This window comes from uncultured Shewanella sp. (assembly GCF_947501225.1).
In the GTDB taxonomy this organism is placed as follows: Bacteria; Pseudomonadota; Gammaproteobacteria; order Enterobacterales; family Shewanellaceae; genus Shewanella.
Window position 1 is genome coordinate 260212 of the sequence record NZ_CANMUW010000002.1, and the last position, 23622, is coordinate 283833.

General features: G+C 48.9%; 26 protein-coding genes and 1 pseudogene. 3 read left to right on the forward strand and 24 right to left on the reverse strand.

Annotated elements, in window-relative coordinates; all coding sequences use genetic code 11:
• Positions 1–119: 119 nt before the first annotated feature.
• From Q1B47_RS04730 to Q1B47_RS04785, 12 genes and pseudogenes are all read right to left on the reverse strand, one after another.
• Positions 120–569 carry a host attachment protein gene (locus Q1B47_RS04730; protein WP_299789399.1) on the reverse strand — a complete coding sequence of 150 codons (450 nt, stop codon included), beginning with the start codon at positions 567–569 and terminating at the stop codon, positions 120–122.
• 283 nt (positions 570–852) lie between these two features.
• Positions 853–1275: a GNAT family N-acetyltransferase gene (locus tag Q1B47_RS04735; RefSeq protein WP_299789402.1), complete on the reverse strand. Its 423-nt coding sequence runs from the start codon at positions 1273–1275 to the stop codon at positions 853–855.
• The gene (locus Q1B47_RS04740) at positions 1272–1820 is read right to left on the reverse strand and encodes a DUF2087 domain-containing protein (protein WP_299789405.1); all 549 of its coding nucleotides are present in this window, start codon (positions 1818–1820) and stop codon (positions 1272–1274) included. The genes Q1B47_RS04735 and Q1B47_RS04740 overlap by 4 nt, the downstream gene beginning before the upstream one ends.
• 1127 nt (positions 1821–2947) lie before the next feature.
• Positions 2948–3922: a transposase gene (locus tag Q1B47_RS04745; RefSeq protein ID WP_299789408.1), complete on the reverse strand. Its 975-nt coding sequence runs from the start codon at positions 3920–3922 to the stop codon at positions 2948–2950.
• 93 nt (positions 3923–4015) lie between these two features.
• Positions 4016–4315, reverse strand: a pseudogene (locus Q1B47_RS04750) (transposase); the annotation flags it as partial.
• A 98-nt stretch (positions 4316–4413) separates the two neighbouring features.
• Positions 4414–4956: an RNA polymerase sigma factor SigZ gene (sigZ, locus tag Q1B47_RS04755; protein ID WP_299789411.1), complete on the reverse strand. Its 543-nt coding sequence runs from the start codon at positions 4954–4956 to the stop codon at positions 4414–4416.
• 29 nt (positions 4957–4985) lie between these two features.
• Positions 4986–5645, reverse strand: coding sequence for a hypothetical protein (locus Q1B47_RS04760; RefSeq protein ID WP_299789414.1), 660 nt, complete (start codon positions 5643–5645; stop codon positions 4986–4988).
• A gap of 81 nt (positions 5646–5726) precedes the next feature.
• Positions 5727–6083 (reverse strand): hypothetical protein, encoded by a 357-nt coding sequence (locus Q1B47_RS04765; RefSeq protein ID WP_299789417.1) that lies wholly within the window; start codon positions 6081–6083, stop codon positions 5727–5729.
• A 227-nt stretch (positions 6084–6310) separates the two neighbouring features.
• On the reverse strand, positions 6311–7003 hold the full coding sequence (locus Q1B47_RS04770) for an aspartate/glutamate racemase family protein (RefSeq protein ID WP_299789420.1): 693 nt from the start codon (positions 7001–7003) through the stop codon (positions 6311–6313).
• Between the two features lie 120 nt (positions 7004–7123).
• On the reverse strand, positions 7124–7687 hold the full coding sequence (gene yfcE / locus Q1B47_RS04775; protein ID WP_299789423.1) for a phosphodiesterase: 564 nt from the start codon (positions 7685–7687) through the stop codon (positions 7124–7126).
• Positions 7688–7858: 171 nt separating this feature from the next.
• Positions 7859–9091 carry an iron-containing alcohol dehydrogenase gene (locus tag Q1B47_RS04780; protein WP_299789426.1) on the reverse strand — a complete coding sequence of 411 codons (1233 nt, stop codon included), beginning with the start codon at positions 9089–9091 and terminating at the stop codon, positions 7859–7861.
• A 291-nt stretch (positions 9092–9382) separates the two neighbouring features.
• Positions 9383–10426: a M43 family zinc metalloprotease gene (locus Q1B47_RS04785; RefSeq protein ID WP_299789429.1), complete on the reverse strand. Its 1044-nt coding sequence runs from the start codon at positions 10424–10426 to the stop codon at positions 9383–9385.
• A 416-nt stretch (positions 10427–10842) separates the two neighbouring features.
• Between Q1B47_RS04785 and Q1B47_RS04790 the strand changes: the two genes are divergently transcribed.
• Entirely contained in the window at positions 10843–11178 is a 336-nt protein-coding gene (locus Q1B47_RS04790) for a hypothetical protein (RefSeq protein WP_299789432.1), read from the forward strand.
• Between the two features lie 112 nt (positions 11179–11290).
• Here Q1B47_RS04790 and Q1B47_RS04795 read toward each other — a convergent pair whose 3' ends face one another.
• The 10 genes from Q1B47_RS04795 to Q1B47_RS04840 form a co-directional block, all read right to left on the reverse strand.
• Entirely contained in the window at positions 11291–12355 is a 1065-nt protein-coding gene (locus Q1B47_RS04795) for a bZIP transcription factor (RefSeq protein WP_299789435.1), read from the reverse strand.
• A 335-nt stretch (positions 12356–12690) separates the two neighbouring features.
• The gene (locus Q1B47_RS04800) at positions 12691–13947 is read right to left on the reverse strand and encodes an ABC transporter permease (RefSeq protein WP_299789438.1); all 1257 of its coding nucleotides are present in this window, start codon (positions 13945–13947) and stop codon (positions 12691–12693) included.
• Positions 13944–15206, reverse strand: coding sequence for an HlyD family efflux transporter periplasmic adaptor subunit (locus tag Q1B47_RS04805; protein ID WP_299789441.1), 1263 nt, complete (start codon positions 15204–15206; stop codon positions 13944–13946). Before Q1B47_RS04805 ends, Q1B47_RS04800 begins: the two co-directional genes overlap by 4 nt.
• The gene (locus Q1B47_RS04810; RefSeq protein WP_299789444.1) at positions 15203–16402 is read right to left on the reverse strand and encodes an efflux RND transporter periplasmic adaptor subunit; all 1200 of its coding nucleotides are present in this window, start codon (positions 16400–16402) and stop codon (positions 15203–15205) included. The genes Q1B47_RS04805 and Q1B47_RS04810 overlap by 4 nt, the downstream gene beginning before the upstream one ends.
• Positions 16399–17421 (reverse strand): HlyD family efflux transporter periplasmic adaptor subunit, encoded by a 1023-nt coding sequence (locus tag Q1B47_RS04815; RefSeq protein WP_299789447.1) that lies wholly within the window; start codon positions 17419–17421, stop codon positions 16399–16401. Before Q1B47_RS04815 ends, Q1B47_RS04810 begins: the two co-directional genes overlap by 4 nt.
• The gene (locus tag Q1B47_RS04820; protein ID WP_299789450.1) at positions 17411–18097 is read right to left on the reverse strand and encodes an ABC transporter ATP-binding protein; all 687 of its coding nucleotides are present in this window, start codon (positions 18095–18097) and stop codon (positions 17411–17413) included. Before Q1B47_RS04820 ends, Q1B47_RS04815 begins: the two co-directional genes overlap by 11 nt.
• A 331-nt stretch (positions 18098–18428) precedes the next feature.
• Positions 18429–18815 carry a hypothetical protein gene (locus Q1B47_RS04825; protein WP_299789453.1) on the reverse strand — a complete coding sequence of 129 codons (387 nt, stop codon included), beginning with the start codon at positions 18813–18815 and terminating at the stop codon, positions 18429–18431.
• Between the two features lie 157 nt (positions 18816–18972).
• Positions 18973–19344 (reverse strand): hypothetical protein, encoded by a 372-nt coding sequence (locus Q1B47_RS04830; protein WP_299789878.1) that lies wholly within the window; start codon positions 19342–19344, stop codon positions 18973–18975.
• A gap of 149 nt (positions 19345–19493) precedes the next feature.
• The gene (locus tag Q1B47_RS04835) at positions 19494–20066 is read right to left on the reverse strand and encodes a GNAT family protein (RefSeq protein WP_299789881.1); all 573 of its coding nucleotides are present in this window, start codon (positions 20064–20066) and stop codon (positions 19494–19496) included.
• Positions 20067–20237: 171 nt separating this feature from the next.
• On the reverse strand, positions 20238–20750 hold the full coding sequence (locus Q1B47_RS04840; RefSeq protein ID WP_299789456.1) for a GNAT family N-acetyltransferase: 513 nt from the start codon (positions 20748–20750) through the stop codon (positions 20238–20240).
• Between the two features lie 73 nt (positions 20751–20823).
• Between Q1B47_RS04840 and Q1B47_RS04845 the strand changes: the two genes are divergently transcribed.
• Positions 20824–21453 (forward strand): chemotaxis protein, encoded by a 630-nt coding sequence (locus tag Q1B47_RS04845; protein WP_299789459.1) that lies wholly within the window; start codon positions 20824–20826, stop codon positions 21451–21453.
• Positions 21454–21505: 52 nt separating this feature from the next.
• Complete coding sequence (locus Q1B47_RS04850; protein WP_299789462.1) at positions 21506–22240, forward strand: MBL fold metallo-hydrolase; 735 nt, start codon at positions 21506–21508, stop codon at positions 22238–22240.
• Positions 22241–22344: 104 nt separating this feature from the next.
• On the opposite strand, the gene Q1B47_RS04855 is transcribed toward Q1B47_RS04850, so the two are convergent.
• Together Q1B47_RS04855 and Q1B47_RS04860 are read right to left on the reverse strand one after the other, a co-directional pair.
• Positions 22345–22893 (reverse strand): NAD(P)H nitroreductase, encoded by a 549-nt coding sequence (locus Q1B47_RS04855; protein WP_299789465.1) that lies wholly within the window; start codon positions 22891–22893, stop codon positions 22345–22347.
• Positions 22894–23024: 131 nt separating this feature from the next.
• The gene (locus Q1B47_RS04860; RefSeq protein WP_299789468.1) at positions 23025–23618 is read right to left on the reverse strand and encodes a DoxX family protein; all 594 of its coding nucleotides are present in this window, start codon (positions 23616–23618) and stop codon (positions 23025–23027) included.
• Positions 23619–23622 lie beyond the last annotated feature (4 nt).

Sequence of the window (23622 nt, forward strand, 5' to 3'; positions counted from 1 at the left end):
AACTATAGGCTCGTATCTCCTGAATCTAACCTCCAGGAAAGGAGGCTAGATATCTACGGCTACCCGATTCGATTTTTTGCATCGCCAGATATGCATGAATAAAACATGGGTTAGCAAGCTTATGTGGTCAGGTGGGGAAGAACAGTTGGAAGGTGTCCTCTAATCGAGTCAACGTCCTGTTCAACGATATCTTTGTCAATCTCCAACGTAACAAGCTTAGCGACGTTACTGCTCATCTCCTTGCGCAACAGACCAAGGAACGATGGTGCGGCAACAACAATCAGGTGGCTGAATTTCTGCGCATGATGTGCCTCTTCAAGGTGTTTACAGAGGTATCTGGCAAATTTTACCGCCTCATACTCTTTGGGATCGGTTTTACCACCAACAGAGTGGCGACTATCAATTGCCCCACCTGTCTGACTTCCTGGCAGATCCGAGGTTAGCTTCTGTTCGTGCTGCTGTGCCTCGGGATGGATCATGCTCTCAATCTCACTTAATGCTGATTTTGCTGTTTCTGCGATAAATAGACGTGCATGCGCGCTATCTGCGACCAAAACCCAACTGTTCATTATATCTCTCCCGGTTAGTTCATAATTAATAACCTATCTATATTTACAACCAGATAATTCGAGCCACTTATATTGTAGGCAATATCGGTCAGCTCGCCAGAGAGATGGCGTGTGAATAATTGCTTATCAGACGATTCAGCGTATGGTTAACTCTTCAGTATTGATTTCCACCGGCTTGCCTCCTCGAATCTGAAGGCTACCAAGCCATATATGTAATTAACCGGTTATTTAGGTGAGCTGTTCAGCCCCTATCTGCATGCAGACAGGGGCTTTGTTTCATTACTTATGTGTCAGTAAAGGTTTTCATCAGAAAATAGCGCGCCGGGCTTCCTGAGAACTCAGGTACAGAGCCGACGATCTCAAATCCAAGTTTTTGATAAAAAACCGGGGCCTGAATTGACAGGGTATCCACCTGGGAAACTAAGCAGCCTCGCCCTACAGCTTCGGCTTCGGCTAACTGCATCAGCCGGCGCCCCAGTCCGCTGCCTCGGTGTTTTTTATCGACCCAAACCACTCCAATTAAGAAGTTTCTGTATATGGTCCGCCCCGATACGCCGCCGATTAACTCCCCGCTATCACCGCGTGCGGTGACTGACAGCGGACGCGTTAATTCATCCCCCAGCTGTTCATGGACATGTTCCCGCACTCCGTTAACCAGTTCATCTACCAGCTTGGGAGCTTCTTCATTAATGACCTGAAACTTCACTTTACACTCTCCCGGCCATCACGCTGCAATTGGCCAGGCCAGAAATCGGCCAGAGTCTCAAGACCTTCGGGAGGCGTTGCAGAGGCGCGCCAATAGGTCCGCCCATCATAGGTGCGTTTAAGCAGTTTATGGTTGCAAAGCTCACGGCGGATCAGAGCAAAATCACCGAAATCGAGATACTCCTTCAGGATCTCATTCACTTGCCTTTCGCTATAACTTTGCTGGTACTGAAACCGGCACCAGAAGAACCACAAACTCTGTTGCTGGATAGCATACTTCGAAGGCCAGCTATGCATGATGTAGTCTGCGCTCATAAAGGGCATCAGCCGTTTAGGGATAGGAGCGGATAGAGTGGATTGAGAAGACAGTTGCTCACCGTGCTGCTGGCGCAACTGCTGATAGTTTTGTAAACCCGTCGCTTTGGCAAGCATGTTGAGCATCTCCACATGGCTGGGAAACGTCTCATGTTGTTGCAACTGTTTACGTAACGATTTAGCTAACGCGGAGATATCGTCGCAGCTAAAAGGGGTCAGATTTTTTGACATAGGATTTACCCGTTTTCTGGGTGCCTGATAACCGAATGCAGCAGCATTCAAAGGTCAGTGGTGATCGCCATTCCAAACAAGGCACACAAATCTTCAGGTAGCCTGATATCTATAATTTGATATCCATAGTAATGTCAGCAGGTTTAGCGCTGCGCTCGAAAAGTGCAGTGGCGATGCCTGGGTGAACTGCCGACCCAGGCATTATCTTAACGACGTAAGGAGAAATTGCAATACTCAAGGTTAGGCACTTGTGCGATATCAAGTTTCAAATATCTTCTTAGATAGGCTTCATTAACCTTGTTTGGTCTAGGATTTACTCATGGGACACCATAGCCCTACTTGTGCCAATTGCTGGCAGCAGGTGTTATGTATAGATATATCAATGTCGTGATCACAAGGTCAGAGATGCCCCTACACCTCAAGACACTTCCCATATCCCTATGGGGCAGATGTAAATGAACGAGCTTATGTGCAGATACTTCTAAGGGCTGGAGAATAGAAACCTCAGGTTTCTGAGCTTATGAACGAGAGGCATGGACGCCGAGCAGGCTTTCAGCTGCGGATATCCTTGTAAAGCCATCCGTGGCCGCTTAACGAAAACATTCATTTTTTAATCCCTTCAGCCGCCTCAACACCTAATCATCTATCTCTTCGATTGAGTATTATCAGGTTAGTTACTCGTTTTTGGAAATAAATGAGCTAGAGATTTGACTCTAGCTCATGAGGTTTTGATTAGGAAAAGTATTGCAATCGAATATCCGATAACGCAGCCATCACGGGAGCTAAAACCATAGAAAAGTGGCGGTTTTGGCTTCCTGTGCTTGGCCTTGGTAGCTCAATTTAACAACAGCTACTATTCGCACATTAACCACAACTACCAAGCCACCCATCTAACCACAACTACCAAGCCACCCATCTAAAGATATTTCCTCAAACTCATCTTATGCGGGTTGAGAGCGAACACTCTAAGACTGCCACTCTAAACGGTTATATGACTAAATAACCCGACAAACCTAACAGAACGGCAAATTTTGTCATCAAACGCTCGCAATATACAAACTGAAGGCGTGACTGGTTAGTCGGGTAAATGACTTTGAAGAGAAGAAGTTAAACCACAGCGAGATATGTCAGCTATGCCAGTATCGGCAACTACTGGCATTGGCAATACGCTTTTTATCGAGGTGCTCGCAATAACGAGTTAACTCTTCCAAGGTCCCTACCGGGCCTTTGAAGAGATATTTGAATTCATTGGTTACTTTAAGCCAGTTTTCAAGTGGAATATTTAGTCGATTCAGTATCTTCACCGTACCGGGTTTAATCGCACCACGCTTATCATCACGTATTACACGGCCGGTATCATCAACCAGCTCTAAGTAATCTTTAATATCAAACATTAATCCCTTGGGCATATCTTTACGTTCATTGCCCACAAATGGCAGCAGTACATCTGGTTGCTTACCTTTGAAGGCGGCCTTGATTCGGCGCTGAATACTTGTGAAGTCAGATTGCTCCGGTGTAGCAGCCATCTTGGCTCTGATTGGGTTGAGGTCAACATAAGCCATACAAGCGAGCACGGCGGCTTCGTCAAGTAGTGCCTGAGACTTGAACCTCCCCTCCCAGAAGCGCCCGGTGCAGTTGTCCTCTTTATTGGCTTGCCTCGCTATCGGCTCGTTAAGTGCGCGCATAAACCAACTAATATCCATCAACCTGCGTCGGTACTCAGCTATCGTATCGTTCAGTGTTTCCAACTCATAAGACTCAATGGCACCACCTTTAGCGAATTTTTGTGTCAGGAGTGTGCCTTTGAACAATTTATGCCATTGATTTACCACATCGATACTTGTCCAGGCTTGTGCCGATTCTGAATCGATTCTCAACACGACATGCAAATGATTCGACATTACCGCATAGGCTGCAATGTCGATGGCAAAGATAGACGTCAGCAGTAAAAGCCTATCTTCAACCCATTCTCTTCGGTGCTCGAAAGATTGGCCAGAGTAATTATCAATTCCACATAAAAACGCCCTCCTCACCGTGCGGCTCACGCAGTGATAAAAGGGCGTATCTTCCAAACTTACTTGTGTACAACGTGGTCTAGGCATCCTTGCCTCCTGAAACATCCAAAATCGAATCTATCAAGTGTAGATGTCAATCCAAATGCTTGCCAACTAACGTGGGTGGCCTATTAGTTCCTATTTGAACAATTTATGCCATTGATTTACCACATCGATACTTGTCCAGGCTTGTGCCGATTCTGAATCGATTCTCAACACGACATGCAAATGATTCGACATTACCGCATAGGCTGCAATGTCGATGGCAAAGATAGACGTCAGCAGTAAAAGCCTATCTTCAACCCATTCTCTTCGGTGCTCGAAAGATTGGCCAGAGTAATTATCAATTCCACATAAAAACGCCCTCCTCACCGTGCGGCTCACGCAGTGATAAAAGGGCGTATCTTCCAAACTTACTTGTGTACAACGTGGTCTAGGCATCCTTGCCTCCTGAAACATCCAAAATCGAATCTATCAAGTGTAGATGTCAATCCAAATGCTTGCCAACTAACGTGGGTGGCCTATTAGTTCTAAATTATTTAGCATTTTTTACAGCTGTCCGATTTTTGCTCAAAATCGATAAGATTACCTTGCTTATCCAAACTATAGTGACAGCAGTCTTCAAACAAAGCCTGTAATTCTGATCGCCCTTTTTGTACCCGAGATTTTAACGTGGAATAACTAATCCCCAATTCCTGAGCATAGGCTTTTTGAGACCTTTCTCCCAGATCTACTGACCGCAATAATTCAGCCACTTCTTCAGGTAATGCCTTGAGAAAAGGCTCAATACAATGTGAAAGATCTGTCTTAACGTCATACTCACTTTCGCCATACCACAGATCTTCAGAGTCTATCTCGTTGAGACGACCATTCTTTCTATAAAAATCAATCGTTGTCCGATTCGCGATTTGAAATAGCCAAGACTTAATACTCTCTCCTTTTTTAAGATCATCCATGCTGTTATGTGTCTTTATTAATATCTCTTGGAGCAAGTCGTCGACATCAGATGGATTAGAAATTTTTGAATGCAAAAACGCTTTTAAGCTACTTCGATATGAAGACCATATATCTTCAAGTTTCATCTATAAACTCCGTTGAGCTAACGCCGCATTCAGTGGCTTGTCCGCTGCAATGCCTTGTTAACCCTTTTTGACGTCAAGCTTTCTACAGGATAGTGAACAATATCCTCTTCTCTAGCGGCAATCCTGTATTTCTCAACAAAATACGGAATATCTCTATCTTCAGGCCAGTATTTTTCTGAAATGGATGAAGCAAAGAGTCCGATATCTTTTTCTCCAATCGACCAGCATATTTTTCGAACTGAGGTTCTAATTTTAGATATTTCTTTCACAAGTTCATCTTTAGATAAACTCTTGTTTGATTCTAATCGATCAACAGCAAGTAAAACCCTGCGAATTCGGTCAGGATCACAATGCATTCGCTTACTATCGATAATGTCAGATTCATTTAATCCATTTTTAACAACCTGACTTGAAACAAGTTCTTTAAGTGATTTTGCATCTTGAATCAAATGATCAATACCAGATCGAAATGAGCCGTATTGACCAATCCCAATATATATGGCTCCAACAATTGCCAACCTAACTCTTAAACTACCTTCCCATAGTTGGACATGGACTTCTGTATTTTGTCCATATATTAAATCGGAGTATTGAGAGACAACATTTTTTAAGTAAGCTTCTGTCTCATTTAGATCTAGCTCATTGAAGTCCAGATCAAAACGAAATTCCATTCCTGCTATAAGAGCCAATTTTTATCCTTATTGGGTTAACAGCTTATTCAATAGCAGCACGATAACCCTCTTCGCTGCTTTCTCAGTTAGGTAAAGCTATCATCTACAACCTATTGCTGCAAAAGGATTATTTTTTGTTTCGTGAACAAAAACATCAGAGCTGTTCTGATAAAAAGATGCATGGATGTTTATGAGGTCTACATAACACTCCCCAATAAACTTTAACTCACTGATATTGCGATACAAAACAAAACACCACTGCGTTAAAGATGCGTCCAATGCATCTTTATTGCACGATAATCTTCTGATTTGGTTATAACTGTACAAAATCACAGCTCTATCGGAGGGAAAACCTTCTTGTGAATAACCCAGTGCAGATACGGCTGTGAGCTTCGGTTTCAGGGATGAAACCGCAGAGCCCACAGGGCCCATTTTGTTCCATACAAAATTAGGCATTCCCTCCATCCTTGGCGGTCAGATATATTCACAGCGGTCCGAAGAAGTATCTGCACTTACGTCGCTCATTCACATCCTTGTGATCACGACATTTGTGCTTCCATGCACGGCACCCTCGCCGGAGGCGATAGATAACAATGAAGGCACGACCTTCAAACACACACTCAAATACCAGCTAAACCAAAGACAAAATGTAATCAGCCTTCATTCGAAGGCTTCGGCTACGGCTATGAGAGGGCCAGTTGAACTGCGGCTTTAGCGTGGATCTCTGTGGTGTCATACAGAGGCACCTTGGTGTCTTGCTGAGACACCAACAGAGCAATCTCGGTGCAGCCGAGAATGACCGCTTCGGCTCCCTGGGCCTGCAGGTCGTGAATGATCGCGAGGTAGGCTTCACGGGATGTGGTATTCACTTGGCCCTGACAAAGCTCTTCATAGATGATCTGATGCACGCAAGCTCGCTGCTCGCTGTCAGGTATCACCACTTCGATACCGAACTTATCGGTCAGGCGCCCACGATAGAACTCCTGCTCCATGGTAAATTGAGTGCCCAGCAGACCCACCTTCTTAACACCATCACTGACTAACTGCTCTGCCGTGGCATCGGCAATATGCAGCAGTGGGATAGACACCCGAGCCGTGATCTCATCGGCGACCTTATGCATGGTGTTGGTGCAGATCATGAAGAAATCGGCACCGGCGGCTTCGACCGAAACGGCGGCATCGCTAAGAATATCCGCCGTCTTGCCCCACTCACCCAGATGTTGCAGCCGCTCGATTTCGGCAAAGTCGACGCTGTTCAGCACAACCTTGGCACTATGCAGGCCGCCGAGTCGGCACTTTACCCCCTCGTTGACAGCCTTATAGTAACTTAACGTCGACTCCCAACTCATTCCGCCTATCATGCCGATTGTTTTCACTGTTATCCCCCTCTTTCTAAACTGAACCTAATCGCGAACCTCATCACGAATATGAATTAACAAGTAACACAGAAAAAACAATCAGGTCAATGAGTTAATCGATGGCGTGACAACTATTTATTAATCGAGTGACACGGAGCAGAGTTCTTCCCCATCGAAACTCATCACACTGAGGGTGTTGTCATCCAGTAGGCCATAACTTGCCGTGTTTCCGCCGCGGGGAATAGCCACTGATCCCGGATTAAATTCGATATAATCACCCTTTGGCGCGGCGACGGGAAAATGGGTATGACCGGAGGCGATGATGTCGCCCAGGCACAGACGCGGATGGCTGTTACTGCTACAGCTATCGATGTTAAATAGATGACCGTGGGTCAAAAACAGGCGTCTGCCGTTTGGCAGCAGCACCAGGTTATAGTCAGACATGATGGGAAAATCGAGCAGCGCCTGATCGACCTCGCTGTCGCAGTTTCCTCTTACGGCGATGATCTTATCACCATAGCGGTTAAGCAGCTCGGCCACCTTGAGTGGGGCGTAGCCTGATGGCAGCGCATTTCTGGGACCATGATTGAGTATGTCCCCTAATAAGATCAGATGCTCGGCGCCGCTTCGCTCGAAGGCGGCAATCATTTTAGCAGTGCTGTCGAAGCAGCCATGGAGATCGGAGGCAAAAAAAAGTTTCATAAGAGGTGCACCATAAAAAACAGGAACGGCATATTACGCCTAATCATCATCTTTTTCTATGAGTGAACTCACCTCTTTTATGGGTAAGCCACCCTCTTCTATGAGCAAGCTCACCGTTAACAAGGAGTAAGCTCAGCTATCCGCTGGCCCCTGATAGCCGAGCAATTCCGGTTACGCCACCAGCATCTGCCTGATAAGCGTTTCACACTGGTCCTGGTCCATATATTTCGGCACAGGATAGTTAAAATGCGCCTCCTTTAACGCCGCCCCGGCCAACTCGGGGACATCTTCAAGCTTAAGCTGATCCAGCTGTGAAGCGATACCATACTCTTTCAACATCCCCTGAATATGCTCGATAAAACACTGCGCCAAGGCCTCCTCTGTGTCTCCATCTGCGCCAAAACCGCAGGCTCGTGACAGCTCGGCCAGACGTGGCACGATTTCGGCCTTTGAGTAGTCGAGAACATAGGGCAACACGATAGCATTGGCCAGCCCATGGGGAATGCCATATTTTGCCCCCAGGTTGTGGGAGATGGCATGCACATAGCCTAAACTGGCCTTGGTAAACGCCAGACCCGCATAGTAAGAGGCCATCGCCATGTTGTGCCGCGCCTCGATATCTGTGCCGTCACTGACCACCTTAGATAGATTCTGCATGATCAGACGCGTCGCCGCGATGGCATAGGCATCGGTATCGGCCGAAGCATTCATCGAGATATACGCCTCTACTGCATGGGTCAGCGCATCCATTCCCGTCGCGCTCGTGACATGGGGAGGCAGGCCTGTCATTAACGAGGCATCTAATGATGCCATCATGGGTACAAGTTTAGGATCGATAAGTGGTGTCTTTTTATGGGTGACAGGATCGGAAACCACCGCGGCGATGGTCACCTCCGAGCCCGTACCGGCCGTTGTAGGTATGGCAAACAGCGGCGCTGGCGCCTTCCAGACTCTGAACAGCCCGGTGAGCTTTTTGATTTTGCGGTGATTAGTGACTCTGGCCGCGATCACCTTGGCCGCATCTATCGGCGAGCCGCCGCCGACTGCAAGAATGGCGTCACAGTCATGACTCCGATAGAGGGCTAAACCGGACTCAACCTGGGTATAGCTCGGGTCCGGCAGCACACCATCATAGATAACATATTCCACATGATTATCCGTCAGCCTTGCCTGTATCGCCTCTAACAAACCCAACTTAATCAAGACGCTGTCGGTGACAATCAGTACCCTTTGGGTGCCCATCAGAGCCATGGCTTCACACAACTCAAGTGATGAGCCTGAGCCTGTAAACAGGGTCGGCTTAGGCATGGGGATGACCCTGGCTGCCAGTTTCAGCAGCTTCATATACCTCTTATATCCGGCAACCTGAAGGCGAAAAACCATACTCTTACTCTGTTGTTCCATGGCGAATGTCCCTTATTATATGTCCCTGGCGATAGTCCGTTGCGTCTTTTTGGTATAGAAGGAGCAGCAAAAAGCCGATTCACTTCAATGAAATTCGAAAGATATTCATGCAATTGTCGAATAACTACTCTAACACCTCGGCGAAAATTGAGAAGTGAAATTGAAGGGCAGCGACAGCCTAAGCGCCATTAGCTTAACGAAAAGACAACAGCTGCCTGCCGGTTAACACTTAAGCAGGCAGTGCCGGGATAAAAACCGCGTCCTTGCGGTTAAGGTTTTACCTGACGCCGATTAATAATCGGTGCCCGTCGCCACCAAATTAGACGCAGACCAGAGTGTTTGACGCGCCGGGCTGCCTAAGCCGTTAACCATGCGATCGACCTGATCCTGAGTGTAGTTGGCATATTGATCCGAATAGGCCATGAAGTTCTGCCAGTTAATCGTCTCGCCCAGGCAGTTTAATATTCCGCCGTCTCCCGGGTTCATCTGCCAGCTGTTTTGCTGCGGGGTGTCACAGCTCTTATCCCCTGTGCTGGCACAACGCTTGACCGCGCCCCGCTTACATCCGCCTTCGAAGGTATGGATAAGGTCGAGGAAGTGACCAAACTCATGGGTTAACACAGAGCGAAAGTTCTCATCTGTGTTGGTGCCCAGATAGGCGCCGTTGTAAGTAACGCGGGCCAGGCCGTCATCTGACATGCCGGAGTCCGGGTACCAGGCGACACCCGAGTTGTTGGTCACGCCATCGGCGTAGAGATCGTTTTGAATGTACACATTCATGTACTTATAGTTATCCCAATGATCATTTTTCACATCGCTGCTGGAGTAGTTACCGGCACCGGAAGATTCCGGATAGTAGATGATCCCCGAGGTCGGATTCCCCTCAGGATCCAGCCTGGCTAGGCGGAACTCGATGTTTAAGCTGTCTTTTACAGCTGCAAACTCAGGGTCGATATCGGCAAAATCTGCCGTCTGTCCCTGAAAGTCTTCATTGGTTTTATACAGGGCGTCTATGATAACTGCATCGTTAACCGTGTCGCCATTGTGAACCGTGCCATAGACATGGAACACGACCGGGATGATGTATTTAGGGCTTGCTGATATCCCCATAACCGAGACCTCTGCCGCGCTATTCTCCCTGGCTTGTTTAACCGCAGCTAAGCCCTGCAGTCTCTGCTCGGCCTCCTCGAGGGCGGCGGGGAAGTTTCTGTAGTGCTGAGCATTGATTTCACCGGCCTTACAGTGATGAGCGGCGAACTCAGGCTGTTTAGCCTGAGCGTATGAGGATGTGCCGATAACCAAGGCACAGATCGAAAGTGTCAGTTTATTTATCATATCAATAGTTTCTCTTATTGTTTTAATCCTGCCTTGTTAAACCGTAAATAACATCAATTAAAGCAAGGAGGTATAGGTGAGCGCTGCAATTAAGTTGTGACTCTTTGCAGCAGTATTGAATGACAGCATTATCTGTTCTGCGACCAAACCAGATAAAATATCCAATATTCAATATACAGATCATCTGAGCTTTGTAAAGCGAGAATGGCTAAATTAGCGTTTAATAAAATCTGAATAGGCACATGCGAGTGGACTTAGGATGATTCCCGAGATATACAAACCTTGATTAACTTGAATAAGAGTAACAACTTGCTAAAAAATAGGGCTTTAGCTGACAGCAAACGATTGCTATTCTGTTTATATTTCAAACAGAACCAGAGTTGATAGCAACAACAGGTTGAGCACAGGGAGTGCATATGAAAACCATCGCGATATCCATAATTTGTTTTATTGCCGGTTTAGCCCTCGCGGGATATATAGGCTTAAAGTTTTTCGTTTATGGAGGCCAAAGTGTTTCGACTGCCGAGATTCAGATCTATTCCCATACGCTTAAAATGATTGAGTCAAATGATATAGAGTCTATAAAAAACAGGGCTTGCCTGGTTCTTCCCATAGCGATCGAACAGAAAGCTGAATGGGATAATTCATTTTTCGCCAACGATTTTTTTCACGGGTGGGAAGAGAAGGGAAAGGACCTTGAAGAGCTGTCCCGCAAGCACCTGTCTGAAGGCGGTATTTGCAATCCTGCCTGACAGGCAAGTTACACAATCCTAACGAGTAAAAGAGATACACTTCACCAGATTAATGGTAACTCACCACATCTGATGAAGTGCCGATATCCGTCAGGAGGTATTTCGCCCGCTATTATATATTGACCTGCTGCACCCCGTGCCACTGAAAATGGTTATTGGGTTTCTTACTGACAATGCCCTCTTCAAATAAGCGGCCAAATATCTCATCCACCTCATCGCCGGAGAGGTTGAGATATTTACTCACCGCCCGCTTACTGCAGTTAACCTGATTTGCGCTTAATGCTTCGATAGCTTGTTCATAGCTACTCTTTGGAATCACAGGCGCGGCAGTCACATCTTCAACTTCGCCGGCATATTGCATCGAGTTGGCTTCATGGGGCTTGAAGTGACTGAGCAGATCCGGCGCCTTCATCTGCGTCATGGAGAAGCCATCAATGGTGACCGGATTAGTGTGACGGAATTGATGTCTGAAACGGTTCTCCTCACCGATCAGTCCTACGAAGAAGGCGGCAAAAAAATCCAGCAACACAGAGAGAAACACCACCAGCCCCAATTGAGCCGTTTGAGTCGGGACACTCAGCGAATTAGCCAGGCCTTCTATCAAGCCGATCACCGATCCCTGATTGATAAGCGGCAAGCTGTCCCGCTCCATCGCGAGGCGCTGCTGCTCGCTCCTGAGCTTATCGTTCTCTTTTTGAATACGCTTAACGCCGGTAGCGATGCGCTCCATCTGGATATACTTCTGCGCGGCAACATTATTCAGCTCGATCTGCTTCTCGATCGATTCGATCTGCATGTTGTAAGCGTTCACTTTACTCTGATGGACGTTCGCATGCTCCTGAGCCTTATTGGTGGCGCTATTTATGCCCCCAACAGAGCCGCCTATGGAGATGGCTGCCAGTACGGCATAGAAGGCTAAGGCAAATAGCATCCCGCTATAGTTGCGCCGCGCCTGACGCTCGCCGACCTCATACCAGGCGAAGAACTTACCCAGCTCAAAAATCACCGCAAGGGAGCCGAACATCACCTGCATAAATGGATCATCATCGATGGAGAGAAACAACAACATGGAGAATACGATGGAGGCGAGAATCGATGCTCCGGTGAAACTATAGACGCTCCACATGGCAAAATTCCCTTTCGGGTATCTAACGGCTGAATTTTCGGTGTAAAACATAACAGACTTCTTTATCGGTGAGCGACTGGCTTATAACCTGTCGATCGGCTGGCCAGGAAAAAATGGTGCGTAAGGATATATCATAAAGTCCCTGATGCCCTTATAAATCATGGCCATCGGCGTGCTTTTGCTGCTATTTCAAACGTGATTTTTTTAACTGTTTAAAAGCTGCCCGGTCGCTGTCGAATTTACAGCCGCTTACCTACAGGGCCAGGCCAGCTTGCCCGATGAGAGCCGGTAACGCGCGGAAAGAGTAAGATGAAGAGGGCCGCTGTTGCGGCCCGATTTGAAGTGAAGCCAGCCATAGGTATCAGGCGGCCGGCTTAGGTAACGCATTAGTCCCGTTGCAGCGCCACTATGGGATCTAACTTCGCAGCCTTCTTCGCCGGATAGAGTCCGAAACCGACACCTATGGTCATACAGACCCCCAGTGAAAGTATGATGGCGAAGGGCGACCAGGCAACCGGCCAGCCCGCAGCAGCCGATATCACCACCGCCAGCAGCAGGCCCACGCCGATACCGATGATGCCGCCGGTAGCCGAGATGGCGATACTCTCAATCAGAAACTGACGGGCGATATCCTTGCGTCTGGCGCCAAGCGCCCTGAGCAGGCCTATCTCCCCGGTTCGCTCTAAGATGGTGGCTAACATGATATTCATGATCCCGATCCCCCCCACAAGCAGGGATATGCCGGCGACACAGGCCATGACAATATTGAAGATCTGCTGAGTCTTCTGATGCTGAGCCAGCAGATCGGCAGGCACCACGATATCATAATCTTTTTCACCACCGTGGCGGCGGTTAAGCAGGTGTCGCAGACTCTTTGCCGCAAGTGAAGGTTCAACATCCTCCGAGATGGAGACCTTAAATGCATCCAGTTCATCTTCCAGGGATTTAAAGTTCAGCTTCTTCAGCGCCGTTGTCAGCGGAATAAAGACCTGATTTCGCTCACCGCCGAGCTTAACCCCCTGAATTTTTGAGGTGCCGCTGTCGCTGTCGCTGAGCACACCCACCACGGTAAACCACTGGTGGTTAATCTTGATCACACTGCCGATAGCCTGCCCCTGAGGAAACAGGCTTCTCGCCGCCTCCGGCCCCAGAATCGCAACCTGGCGATAGTGGCTTTCATCCGGACTTTCGAAAGTTCTCCCGGCGCTGAGCTTAAGTGCACTGAGTGAAAAGTAGCTCGGTGTCACCCCTTTTACTTGTGCGTCGCTGCGCCCTTCGAGGCTAAACAGACTGAAGGTCTTTACCTGCTTCTCGGCGCTCCAACTCTCGACAAATGGCAGGGTATCTTTAGCGCTTTCTACATCCCTGATACTAAGGCCGATACTGTGCTCACGAATAGACTTAAGCGCCTCGCCGTCGGCCGGGCGGGCATTGACCACAAGGTTTCTGACACCCATAGACTCGATCATCTTCAAGGCTTCACGCTCGGCGCCCTCTCCCACGCTCAGCATGGCAATGACCGCACCGACACCGAATATCATCCCCAGCAAAGTTAATGCGGTGCGCAATTTATGATGACGCATCTCGTCGAACGCCTGCTTGATGCCTTCGATGTAGACTCGACTCTCACTCACAAGGCTCATACCCGGCTCCTTTTTGGTGGTGTGGTCAGGGCAATGACATCCCCCCGGTTCAGCCCATCGGTGATGACGGTACGATTCAGGCTGCGACTGCCGGGCGTGACCTCCTGCTTGATAAAGCCTTTAGCGGTTTTCAGGTAGACCCAATATAACCCCTCTTTTTGAAACAGGGCCTGGTTAGGGACCGTCACTACGTCCTTCAGGTTGAGTGAATGTACCTGCGCCCTAACCTGGCGTCCCGGCTGCATGATATCGGCCGCGGTATGGTCCAAACTGATGGTAAATTGAAAATAGTTGACCGGACTGTCCTTCTCCTTGGGCTTAGCCAACGCATCGAGCTGGGTCACCTCGCCGGTGAAGGGCCTGTCCGGATAGGCATCGAGATAGACGGTCGCTTTTTTCCCGATAGAGAGCCCCGCCGCCTCAGATTCCTGCACATAAAGTTTGGCTTGCATCACCGAGGTATCAGGAAGCAGGCCGATGGGGAAGCCCGACCACATCATGTCGCCGACCACAGGGAAAGCACCGTCCCACCCCGCCTGGTAGACGAAGAGACCGTCATGGGGAGCGGTGATCTCCATCTGGTTGAGGTTGTTCTCAAACCGGTTGATTTTTGCTGCGTGCCCCTTCTGTTTGAGCTTGATCAGCTCCTGCTCCGCCTGCGCCTGGGAACCGTGTTTATCCAGGCCCCAATCGAAATAGTGCATCTTGGCGACCAGGTAATCCTGATTGCGCATCTGATCGATGATCTCAATCTTAGTGTAGACCCGCTCATCCTCACTGAAATAACGTTCGGCCAACGCCTTCTCTTCGCTGGTCACCTCGGTTCCGCTCGAGAGTGTCTGACTGATGGTCCTGTCCCTCTCTGTCTGTATCCGGCTGTCGAAATCCAGCCTGTCGAAATCAAACTGCTCCATCTTCAGGCGATAACTCTCACGGGTTGGATCCATACGCGCAACCACATCTCCCGCCTTAACCGGGGTAAAGTTATCCAGGATCCAGGCCAAAGATTGTGGTCCCCTGAGGCCTGAAGGGACAGTCACGGCCGTCGACTGACTGGCCTCGAGTTCTCCCACTGCGGGGATCTCGACATTGAAGTCCGAGCGCTGCACATCCATGGTTAATACGCCGTCGGCGGCTTGTTGACTACAGGCTGTGAGCCACAATAGCCCGAAAATGGACACTGCCTTTGCCAATGAATTGATTTTTACGGCCCCTGTGGCGGCCGGCTCAGCCTCTCTGTGTTTATTTACGGCTATCATGGCAACAGCACCTCCTGACCCACTTCCAGACCGGAGGTGATTGAGACCAGCTCCTTACCTATCTTTCCGACTGTGATCATCCGTTTTTTCTCTCCAAACAGCCCCGGCGTTAACACATAGGCCTCCCCCCCATCATAATGCACCGCATCGAGTGACAGCAGCAGCTGCTCTTCATCGTTGGCGATGTCGATAGATATCTTGGCTGTCATCCCCGGACGCATAAGCTCGGTATCGACCTCATCGATACTGGCTACGGCATCGAAGATGACCAGAGGGATCTCCTGATTTTTATTACGGAATACGGCGCCGAGTTCGGTGATCTTGCCGGTGAAAACCCGATCCGGGTTGGCATCCAGGCGAATTTTCAGTGTCTGACCCAGCTTGACCCGCCTCGCCTCCACCTCCGGAATGGTCATATTCACCTGCATGTTATTTAAATCGGGAATACTCAAGACAGTATCTCCCATAAATACAGATTGCCCCTCCTTGATTTTATTACCCTGGGAATCGTTGCCATAGACCACCATTCCGGCCCTTGGAGCCTTAAGAGTCAAGGATGCTATGCCACGTTTGAGTGCATCGACCTCGGCGGCAAACTTCTGTTGATCGCCCATCAGCATCGCCTCTCTCTGTCTGGCACTTTGTGCCTCCAACTCCAGCTTCTGCTTGGTCAAAATGACTCGATCCTTGGCGATAACGGCATCTTTTTCATATTTCACCTTATCGATTGCAGCAACCGTATCATCTGAGAGGGTAAATTTTCTCTGAGCCTTCTCGAAGTTCATCTGCGCTTCAGCCAGCTCGAGTCGCAACTCCTCGAGCCGCTTCGCATTGCGCAATTTGGAGGTTTCAATATCCTGAGTCGTCGCCTCCAGCTTCGCCATCTTCACCGATAGGCGTTGAGACTGCTCCGAGGTATCCAATTGGGCAACGACATCCCCCAGCTCCACTTCAGAGCCCTCGGGCGCAAGCTGCTTCACCTGATATTGCCAAACCCGGCGCAGCGACGGAGGCATCATAGAGATAGTATCGGCCGAAACCAGCTCCCCCGTGACATCGATACTCTGTTTAAGCACGCCGCGTTCAACCTTAGTCACGGCCGCGCCATTACAACCACCCAGCAGGAGCAGGGATATCAACACAGCGGGGATCACCGGCCTGGAGTAACGCTTCTTACACACATCAGTTAACATCATATCTGTCCCTTGGCCGTGACTAAGACACTCATTCCCGGAGTAATTTTTACCCTGTCATCGGGCTCAAATCGGATCTCAACCTTAAACCAGTTGCTGCTTCCCCAGCCAATCTGTTTCTGAGCCTGTCGGCCAATCAGCTTTACCTCACCGGTGAAACTGATCTCTGATTGCGAATCCAGCCTCAGGGTCACAGGCTTGCCGACACCTATTTTATCGACGTCGACCTCATTCACCCAGGCCACCACCTCAAGCTCCTCCATTGCCGGCAAGCTGGCGATCTGCCTGCCGATCTGCACTGTATCGCCTACGGCATACTTTTTTTGCGACCATGGGTCACTGCTATAGAGCAGGGGCCCTTTTATCTCGGCTTTCAACGCCAACTGCTCTAAGCCACTCAGTGCCTGTTGCAGCTCCAGGTTTGCACGCGCTTTATCGATGGCAAGTTGCGCCTTACTCGCTGTTTGTCGGTCCAGCGCCTCTTTAAGCGCCTGCTCGGCCTTAGCGAGTTCACTCTGTGCTTTCATCAGCTTGAACTGGTTTTCGGCATAATCCTTGGCGGCAATATAATCTGCGGGGACAGCCGCATCCAGCTCGCTCTTCTCAAGCTCAGAGGTCTTCTGTTTAAGATCAAATTTTGCCTGAAGCACGGCGGAGTTAAGATCGATAGTCTGGCTCTGCTCCTGAGCCGTCACTCTCAGCAGGCTGGCTTCGAGCTGCTCAATCTGATTGGCGAGTTGACTCTTATCGAAAATAATCACCGTCTGTCCCGGCGTCGCTATCGAGCCTTCGGGTAACATCCACTGGATCTGATAACGCCAGGCATCTCCGGCCTTAGGCACCATAAACGACTGTGACTTCACCGATGAGATCTTTCCTGTCAGCAGCAGAGCTTCTTTCCCGGGCGGGTTCATCGTCGACGCGAAACCGTCGGCAACAGTCACAAGGCTAAGGGGCAGCAGTGAAGCTGTCAGCAAGAGTGAGCGACACCAGGCCGGCAGTAACGAACGACTAAGCGGCATATTCACCTCGCTCCTCTATCTCCACAATATGCCCGTCACGCATGCGGATCACCCGCTGTGCATATGCCGCAACCTCCTCCTCATGGGTCACCAGAATAATGGTTTGCCCCGCCCTATGCAGTTCGGTAAACAGAGCCATGATCTCCACCGATGTCTTACTGTCTAATGCCCCGGTTGGTTCGTCCGCCAACAAGATGGCCGGACGATTAACCAAAGAGCGGGCGATAGCTACTCGCTGCCTTTGGCCACCGGATAACTGATTCGGACGGTGATCCTGTCTGCTGCCGAGTCCCACCCGGGTCAACAACTCACGGGCAAAGTTGGTATCATCACTGGGGGGATTTGAGAAACGCAGCGGCAGTAACACATTCTGCAACGCCGTCATGCGGGGAAGCAGATGAAAACTTTGAAAAACAAAACCAATCTCCCTGTTACGCACTGCCGATAGTGCATCATCATCGAGGCTCGCAACCTCCTGTTGATTGAGCTGGTAACTCCCGTCACTGGGCTTATCAAGACAGCCGATGATGTTCATCAAGGTCGATTTACCAGAGCCTGACGGCCCCATAATTGCGACGAACTCATTGTTATTAATGGTAAAGTCTACACCTCTGAGGGCAAACACAGAGGTTTCTCCCATTCGATATTCTTTTTTTAATCCGCTGACCTTAATCATAATAATCTCTTACTGACACACGTTTAACTCTGTCAAATGACACACTCATTAACGCTTAAAATCTGGAAAATTGATAATATTCGGGCTCAAGTAGCAAAGCCTCAGGTTAACGGGCGCCATCCGTCTGAATTCAGACATTTGAGAGCCGCCCAAGTTCAAGGCAAATGAAATATGAACCAGAGTAGTTGAGCTACAGATTGACAGATATGTGAATGGAATAGCAATCGAATTTAATTAATTTGCAATTAGTTAAGAATGGCTCTCAACTAATTGCAATTATTGACAATAAAAGGTTATCAATGTAAAAAAAACCGGAACTTAAGGTAGCAAGTTATAGGTAGACTCCCATCAAGCTCATAACGGCGATACCCAGGAAGAGTACCCACTGAAAGAGATGCCTGAATGGAGTTTTTATATCGCTGACAAAGGCGATATAGATCTGCCAGATAGCAAAGATGCCAAAGTTTAGCGCCACAAACAGTACCAGACTGAAACCTTGCATGTTAGAGACCAGCTCAAAGCCACAAGAGGCTAACACTAAGGTTGATAAGACCAGAAAAACCGACACGTAATGAAACACACAGTGTAGAACCGCTTTAGGCACCGCTTCAAACTGAGCATTTAACATTGGCGTTAAAAAATGCTTCACGCCATAGGTAAAGTGACCGATACAGGTGATAAGTCCCAAACCGGCCGCAGCGATAAAATATAGATTCATGGAGTTTAACTAACCTTCTTTCACTCATTAACGGCTAACCTTGCCTAATTAGACAGGAGAGAGGATCTAAATCTTTCAAATAAATTCTAGCCCTGAGTAAATTAGCTACTGCTAAATAAATTGCAGCGATATCCGTCTCTGGCAGGTGTAACACATTCTACATGGTCGCCATGGTCCAATACTCCAGTCGACGTTGAGGATCTGCCAGCAGGCTTTTACACCTCTCCTTATACTTCCCCATCAGGCCCCCCAGACTCTTACTGTTGGGTAAGGCCGCCAATTGCTGCTCTTTGACACTCGCGAGAGTATCGGCCACCTGTTGCTTACTTTGATATTTCTCGGCCAGCGCTACCGCATCAATCGATGACTTTAACAAACGCTCACCCACGGCTTTCATCTGCGGAGCATTCATCTGCGAAATGGCATCGGAACTGATTTGATAGTATGAAGCACACTCCAGAACCTCGCGGTTAAAAGCAATTTCAGCCTCCGAAGCTTCAGGCGCCGCGACGGCCGGGAGTTGAACCATGAGACAGAGGCCGATAAGAGATGATTGACCGCTAAATAGGTATTTTTTTGTCACCGACGAGGGAGAGGTTGGAGCCTGCATTTGTGAGTCCTTGCTGCAATGGTTAATTATTAAAACGCTTATTGTTTATATTTTTATTCAGTTCTACGCTAGTCTCGGTATTGCTGCATTCTGAATTTCAGGTTCTGTTTTACCGAGGCCCATTCCGAATCTATGATCGAGTACACCACGGTATCCCTGACTGTGCCATCCTTTAACAGTTTGTGGTTTCTCAAGACGCCATCCTGTTTCGCGCCGAGGCGGGTTATCGCCTCTCGTGAGGCTTGATTGTGCCAATGGGTTCTGAACTCCACCGCCATCACATCCAGCGTCTCAAATGCATATTCGAGTAGCAGAAGTTTGGCCTCTGTATTCACCCCGGTTCGTTGTGCGCGCTTGGCGTACCAGGTATAACCTATCTCCAGACGCCTGTTCGCCTGATCCCAGTTACAGATCCTGGTAGAACCAATAATCTCACCGGAAAGCCTGTCTCTCACGGCGAAGGCCAGTGCCTCACCTCTCTGTTCGGCTGCTAAAGCGGTTTCAATATACTGTTTCATCTCGTCGGGGTGAGGAGCATTGGTATACCATAACTGCCATAGCTCACCGTCTGAAACAGCCAAAGACAGGGCGGCAATATGCTCGAGGCTTAAAGGTTCGAGTAGGATATGTTCGCCGGACATACATTCAGAATGAACTTCACTTTTCACAACACTCTCCCTGCAGGCGTTAATGTTTATCATAAAAAGGTAAGATGATTCGCCGACACAGGCTAAAAAACCCGTTCAAAAAAGCGACAACATTGATTTATATCAATAAAAGTAACACACTTTTGTGCCTTCTCCCACCACAGTTTACATGTCGATCTCTCTTGTATAGATGAGAACCTGTGAATTGTCCTCTTCCCAGAGCGCCCTCTCTTTAAAAATCATACCGACTTTTTCCAACACCGAAATCGAGCTATCGTTTCCGGGGCTCACGATCCCCAGTACCCGCCTGATCTTCAGCACCTTACAGTGAAGCAGTACGGCCTCAGCAGACTCAAGGGCGTAACCCCTGCCCCAATAGGCAGGCAAGAGTGCATAACCCAGATCCGGGCTGTCGAACACAGGCCTTTTCACCAGACCACACAGACCTATCGGCTCCCCCGTCTCTTTCAGCTCCACCAGATAGAGACCAAAGCCATGTTGACGATAACTGGCCAGGGGGCCATCGAGCAGATAAGTTTCCGCTTGCAGCCGATCTCTGACTCCCCTGTCGCCGATATTTTTCAAAAAGCCGGGAGTGTTGAGTAGGTTCAAAATAAAATCAGCATGAGCCATCTCTAAATGGCGCAGAATCAATCTGGATGTTTCCAATACAATCAAATGAATGCCCGAGATAGTGACATGAAATAATTAGACTATACTTTGTTCAGTCAAGCAGAGGAAGCAGCACACCATGTCAAGGAAACGAAGCCAAGTCAGCCAGTATTATGTTATCGCAGCCGTTGTCGCTGCAGAACTTAACCATACATTGACCTACTGCAAACAGATCAATCTGACCGCAAGCAATGCTCAGGCTGCATCGTCTCGGGTGGGTAATGCCGCTTTAGGGTTTAAGGCCTTAACAGGCTTTATCGATGATCTTGCCTGTTACACAATGAAAGCCGCTACCGACATCAACAACCTGGCCCACAAGGCAAGCAAGTTGGCTACAGAGACCGCCAGAGCCGCTACAGCGCTAAAACACTTTGAAAAAGCCAAGAGAGATGCGCAAGAGGCAAAATATGCATCGACCATAGCCCCGGCCGTAGAGAAAACCGCCAACAACTACCGGCAACTGCAAGCCTCATTTCAACAACTCATCAACCAGATGGAGCTTCAACTCCATGAGCTGAAACGGAACCTGAGAACGGCGAACATACTGGCGTCCATATGCAGAATTGAGGCATGCCGGGTCGATGTCGCCAATCAGGCGACCTTTAACGATGTCGCTAATCGCGTCGATAATGTCGCTAACCTCATTCGCCAAAGGGTCGATAATGCAATCGCGCTCTTTGATGGAACAAACGAACAGCAAGCCGCTTAACATTGATGTAAGCACTCTGATTTTTTAGTCACACTGACAGGGAAAACCGCAGATGAAGAGTCAACTTATCGTTGAAACCCCCACCCATAAATGGATCTATTTTGGCCGGGATCCCGAAAAACCGGAAAAGATCATCGACACTAACCAATATATGCTTGTGACCGACAAGAAAGCCCTGTTGATGGACCCCGGCGGAGTGGAGTTGTTTGCCCCCATGTTAGCCAATATCGTAAAGCATATTGGACTGGAACAACTCACTCACCTTTTTGCGTCTCACCAAGACCCTGACATCATCTCATCCCTCGGTCTTTGGGATCAGACCCTGCCGGGTGCCAAGCTCTACTCGCCTTGGCTCTGGGAGGGGTTTATCAGGCACTTTGGCATGAGCAATATCAGTTATGAGCCAATTCCCGATGAGGGGAGCCGGTTAGTGCTGGATCAGGTTGAAATACAATTTATTCCCGCCCATTACCTGCACGCTTCCGGAAATATGCATGTCTATGATCCAGCCGCCAGGGTGCTAATGTGCGGCGACGTAGGTGCAGCATTAGAAGACCACGATGTCGATATCTTTGTCGATGACTTCCAGGCACATACCAAGAAGATGAGCTTCTTCCATCAACGCTGGATGCCTTCTAACAGGGCCAAGAATGATTGGATAAACAGAGTCAGAAAGCTGGACATTGATTTCATGTGCCCTCAACACGGACGCATCTTCACCGGGGAGCAGATCCCACAATTTTTAGATTGGTTCGAGCAGTTGGATGTGGGTAAGGCGGTGACCTAATCTCAGACAGCATCGATCCCGGTAAAATAAGCAAGTAACGCCCGCCCTTCAGCGGGCCTTCTTTATGGGGGATACACCACCGACTGGTTCAACTGTGATATAAGTTAGAGGTAGCGAACGAAATCCGCGCCCGACTTAGTCGCCTTAACGGGAGCCTTTACCGCCGGTGTCCCCAGATAGAGGAAACCGATAATTTGATCATCCCCCCCGAGTTCCAGGGCTTGATGCACATGTTCATCGAATGCCATATCCCCCGTACGCCATATGCCGCCAAGCCCCATAGCGAAGGCCGCCTGCTGCATCGCCATCGTCGCACAGCCCGCGGAAAGTAGTTGCTCGAGCTTTGGCACCTTAGCGTGCACCTTAGGTTTTGCAACGACAACAATCACCATAGGGGCGCGCAGCGGCATTCCTCTTACCTTGCGTTGCAGCACTTCATCCCCCCCCTTTTTTACCACGGCATTGTAAAAGGCGCCCCCTAAGCGGGATAAGCCCTCACCCTGTGCAATGATAAACTCCCAGGGAGAGAGTCCGGCATGATCGGGGACCCGCACACCGGCATCTAAAATGGTTTGTAGTTGTGCCTCATCCGGGCCTGGCTCTACCAGCCGCGGAGATGACTGTCGTGTAAGCAGTAATTCGATGGCGTCCAAGGTATTATCCCTCTTATACCGATAGGTATTTTTATCTGTTTAAATACAGAATAACAAAGCTTTAAACGTAAATCCCACCAATTTGGTGGGATTTACAAAAATGTCATGATGACAGAGACAGAGTAGACTTATTAACGCTTGCTGAAATGCCTGGCGATATAGTAGTCCAGACTGGTATAACGCCCTCCCCCCATGAAGAGCAGTACCATCAGCATGATGAAATAGGTGATCGCAAATTCTATCCCGTTGTTTAACACCACGAAATTTCCTGAGCTCGTCAGCCACTCGTAGTTACCATTTTCCTGCAGTAACTCCCTGGCCTTGCTCAGCTTATCGCCCGCAGCGAGAACCTGCTCATTGGCGAGCCAGGAGTTAACATCGGCGATCGCCAACCAGCCATTCTGCCAATGAACCGTAAAGGCGGCGACTAGCATAGTTACCATCAATGGAATGGAGATAAAACGTGTGGCCAGCCCTAAAATCAAAAGGATACCGCCGAAGAACTCGGAACCCGCTGCGAGCGCGACCATGACCTCGGGCATCGGCAAGCCTAACCCCCATTCCGGATTGCCGAACCAGGCTGCGGTGTCACTGAAGTGTGACAGTTTGTTGTAACCTGCCTGCATCAACACGGGGGCTAAATAGAGTCGGAGGGCCAGAGGAGCCACACCTTCACTATATTGCAGCAGATCTACAAATTTCTGATATGTTTTAACGAGTGGCATAGCT

Bases quoted from the DNA above. Each gene is read 5' to 3' on its own strand.
- Q1B47_RS04835 (WP_299789881.1), bottom strand. From the start codon at position 20,066: ATGTCCGGCGAACATATCCTACTCGAACCTTTAAGCCTCGAGCATATT.
- Q1B47_RS04845 (WP_299789459.1), top strand. From the start codon at position 20,824: ATGTCAAGGAAACGAAGCCAAGTCAGCCAGTATTATGTTATCGCAGCC.
- Q1B47_RS04825 (WP_299789453.1), bottom strand. From the start codon at position 18,815: ATGAATCTATATTTTATCGCTGCGGCCGGTTTGGGACTTATCACCTGT.
- Q1B47_RS04850 (WP_299789462.1), top strand. From the start codon at position 21,506: ATGAAGAGTCAACTTATCGTTGAAACCCCCACCCATAAATGGATCTAT.
- Q1B47_RS04795 (WP_299789435.1), bottom strand. From the start codon at position 12,355: ATGTTTTACACCGAAAATTCAGCCGTTAGATACCCGAAAGGGAATTTT.
- sigZ (WP_299789411.1), bottom strand. From the start codon at position 4,956: ATGAAACTTGAAGATATATGGTCTTCATATCGAAGTAGCTTAAAAGCG.
- Q1B47_RS04815 (WP_299789447.1), bottom strand. From the start codon at position 17,421: ATGCCGCTTAGTCGTTCGTTACTGCCGGCCTGGTGTCGCTCACTCTTG.
- Q1B47_RS04800 (WP_299789438.1), bottom strand. From the start codon at position 13,947: ATGAGCCTTGTGAGTGAGAGTCGAGTCTACATCGAAGGCATCAAGCAG.
- Q1B47_RS04820 (WP_299789450.1), bottom strand. From the start codon at position 18,097: ATGATTAAGGTCAGCGGATTAAAAAAAGAATATCGAATGGGAGAAACC.
- Q1B47_RS04785 (WP_299789429.1), bottom strand. From the start codon at position 10,426: ATGATAAATAAACTGACACTTTCGATCTGTGCCTTGGTTATCGGCACA.
- Q1B47_RS04740 (WP_299789405.1), bottom strand. From the start codon at position 1,820: ATGTCAAAAAATCTGACCCCTTTTAGCTGCGACGATATCTCCGCGTTA.
- Q1B47_RS04745 (WP_299789408.1), bottom strand. From the start codon at position 3,922: ATGCCTAGACCACGTTGTACACAAGTAAGTTTGGAAGATACGCCCTTT.
- Q1B47_RS04830 (WP_299789878.1), bottom strand. From the start codon at position 19,344: ATGGTTCAACTCCCGGCCGTCGCGGCGCCTGAAGCTTCGGAGGCTGAA.
- Q1B47_RS04765 (WP_299789417.1), bottom strand. From the start codon at position 6,083: ATGCCTAATTTTGTATGGAACAAAATGGGCCCTGTGGGCTCTGCGGTT.
- Q1B47_RS04780 (WP_299789426.1), bottom strand. From the start codon at position 9,091: ATGGAACAACAGAGTAAGAGTATGGTTTTTCGCCTTCAGGTTGCCGGA.
- Q1B47_RS04860 (WP_299789468.1), bottom strand. From the start codon at position 23,618: ATGCCACTCGTTAAAACATATCAGAAATTTGTAGATCTGCTGCAATAT.
- Q1B47_RS04730 (WP_299789399.1), bottom strand. From the start codon at position 569: ATGAACAGTTGGGTTTTGGTCGCAGATAGCGCGCATGCACGTCTATTT.
- Q1B47_RS04790 (WP_299789432.1), top strand. From the start codon at position 10,843: ATGAAAACCATCGCGATATCCATAATTTGTTTTATTGCCGGTTTAGCC.
- Q1B47_RS04805 (WP_299789441.1), bottom strand. From the start codon at position 15,206: ATGATAGCCGTAAATAAACACAGAGAGGCTGAGCCGGCCGCCACAGGG.
- yfcE (WP_299789423.1), bottom strand. From the start codon at position 7,687: ATGAAACTTTTTTTTGCCTCCGATCTCCATGGCTGCTTCGACAGCACT.
- Q1B47_RS04810 (WP_299789444.1), bottom strand. From the start codon at position 16,402: ATGATGTTAACTGATGTGTGTAAGAAGCGTTACTCCAGGCCGGTGATC.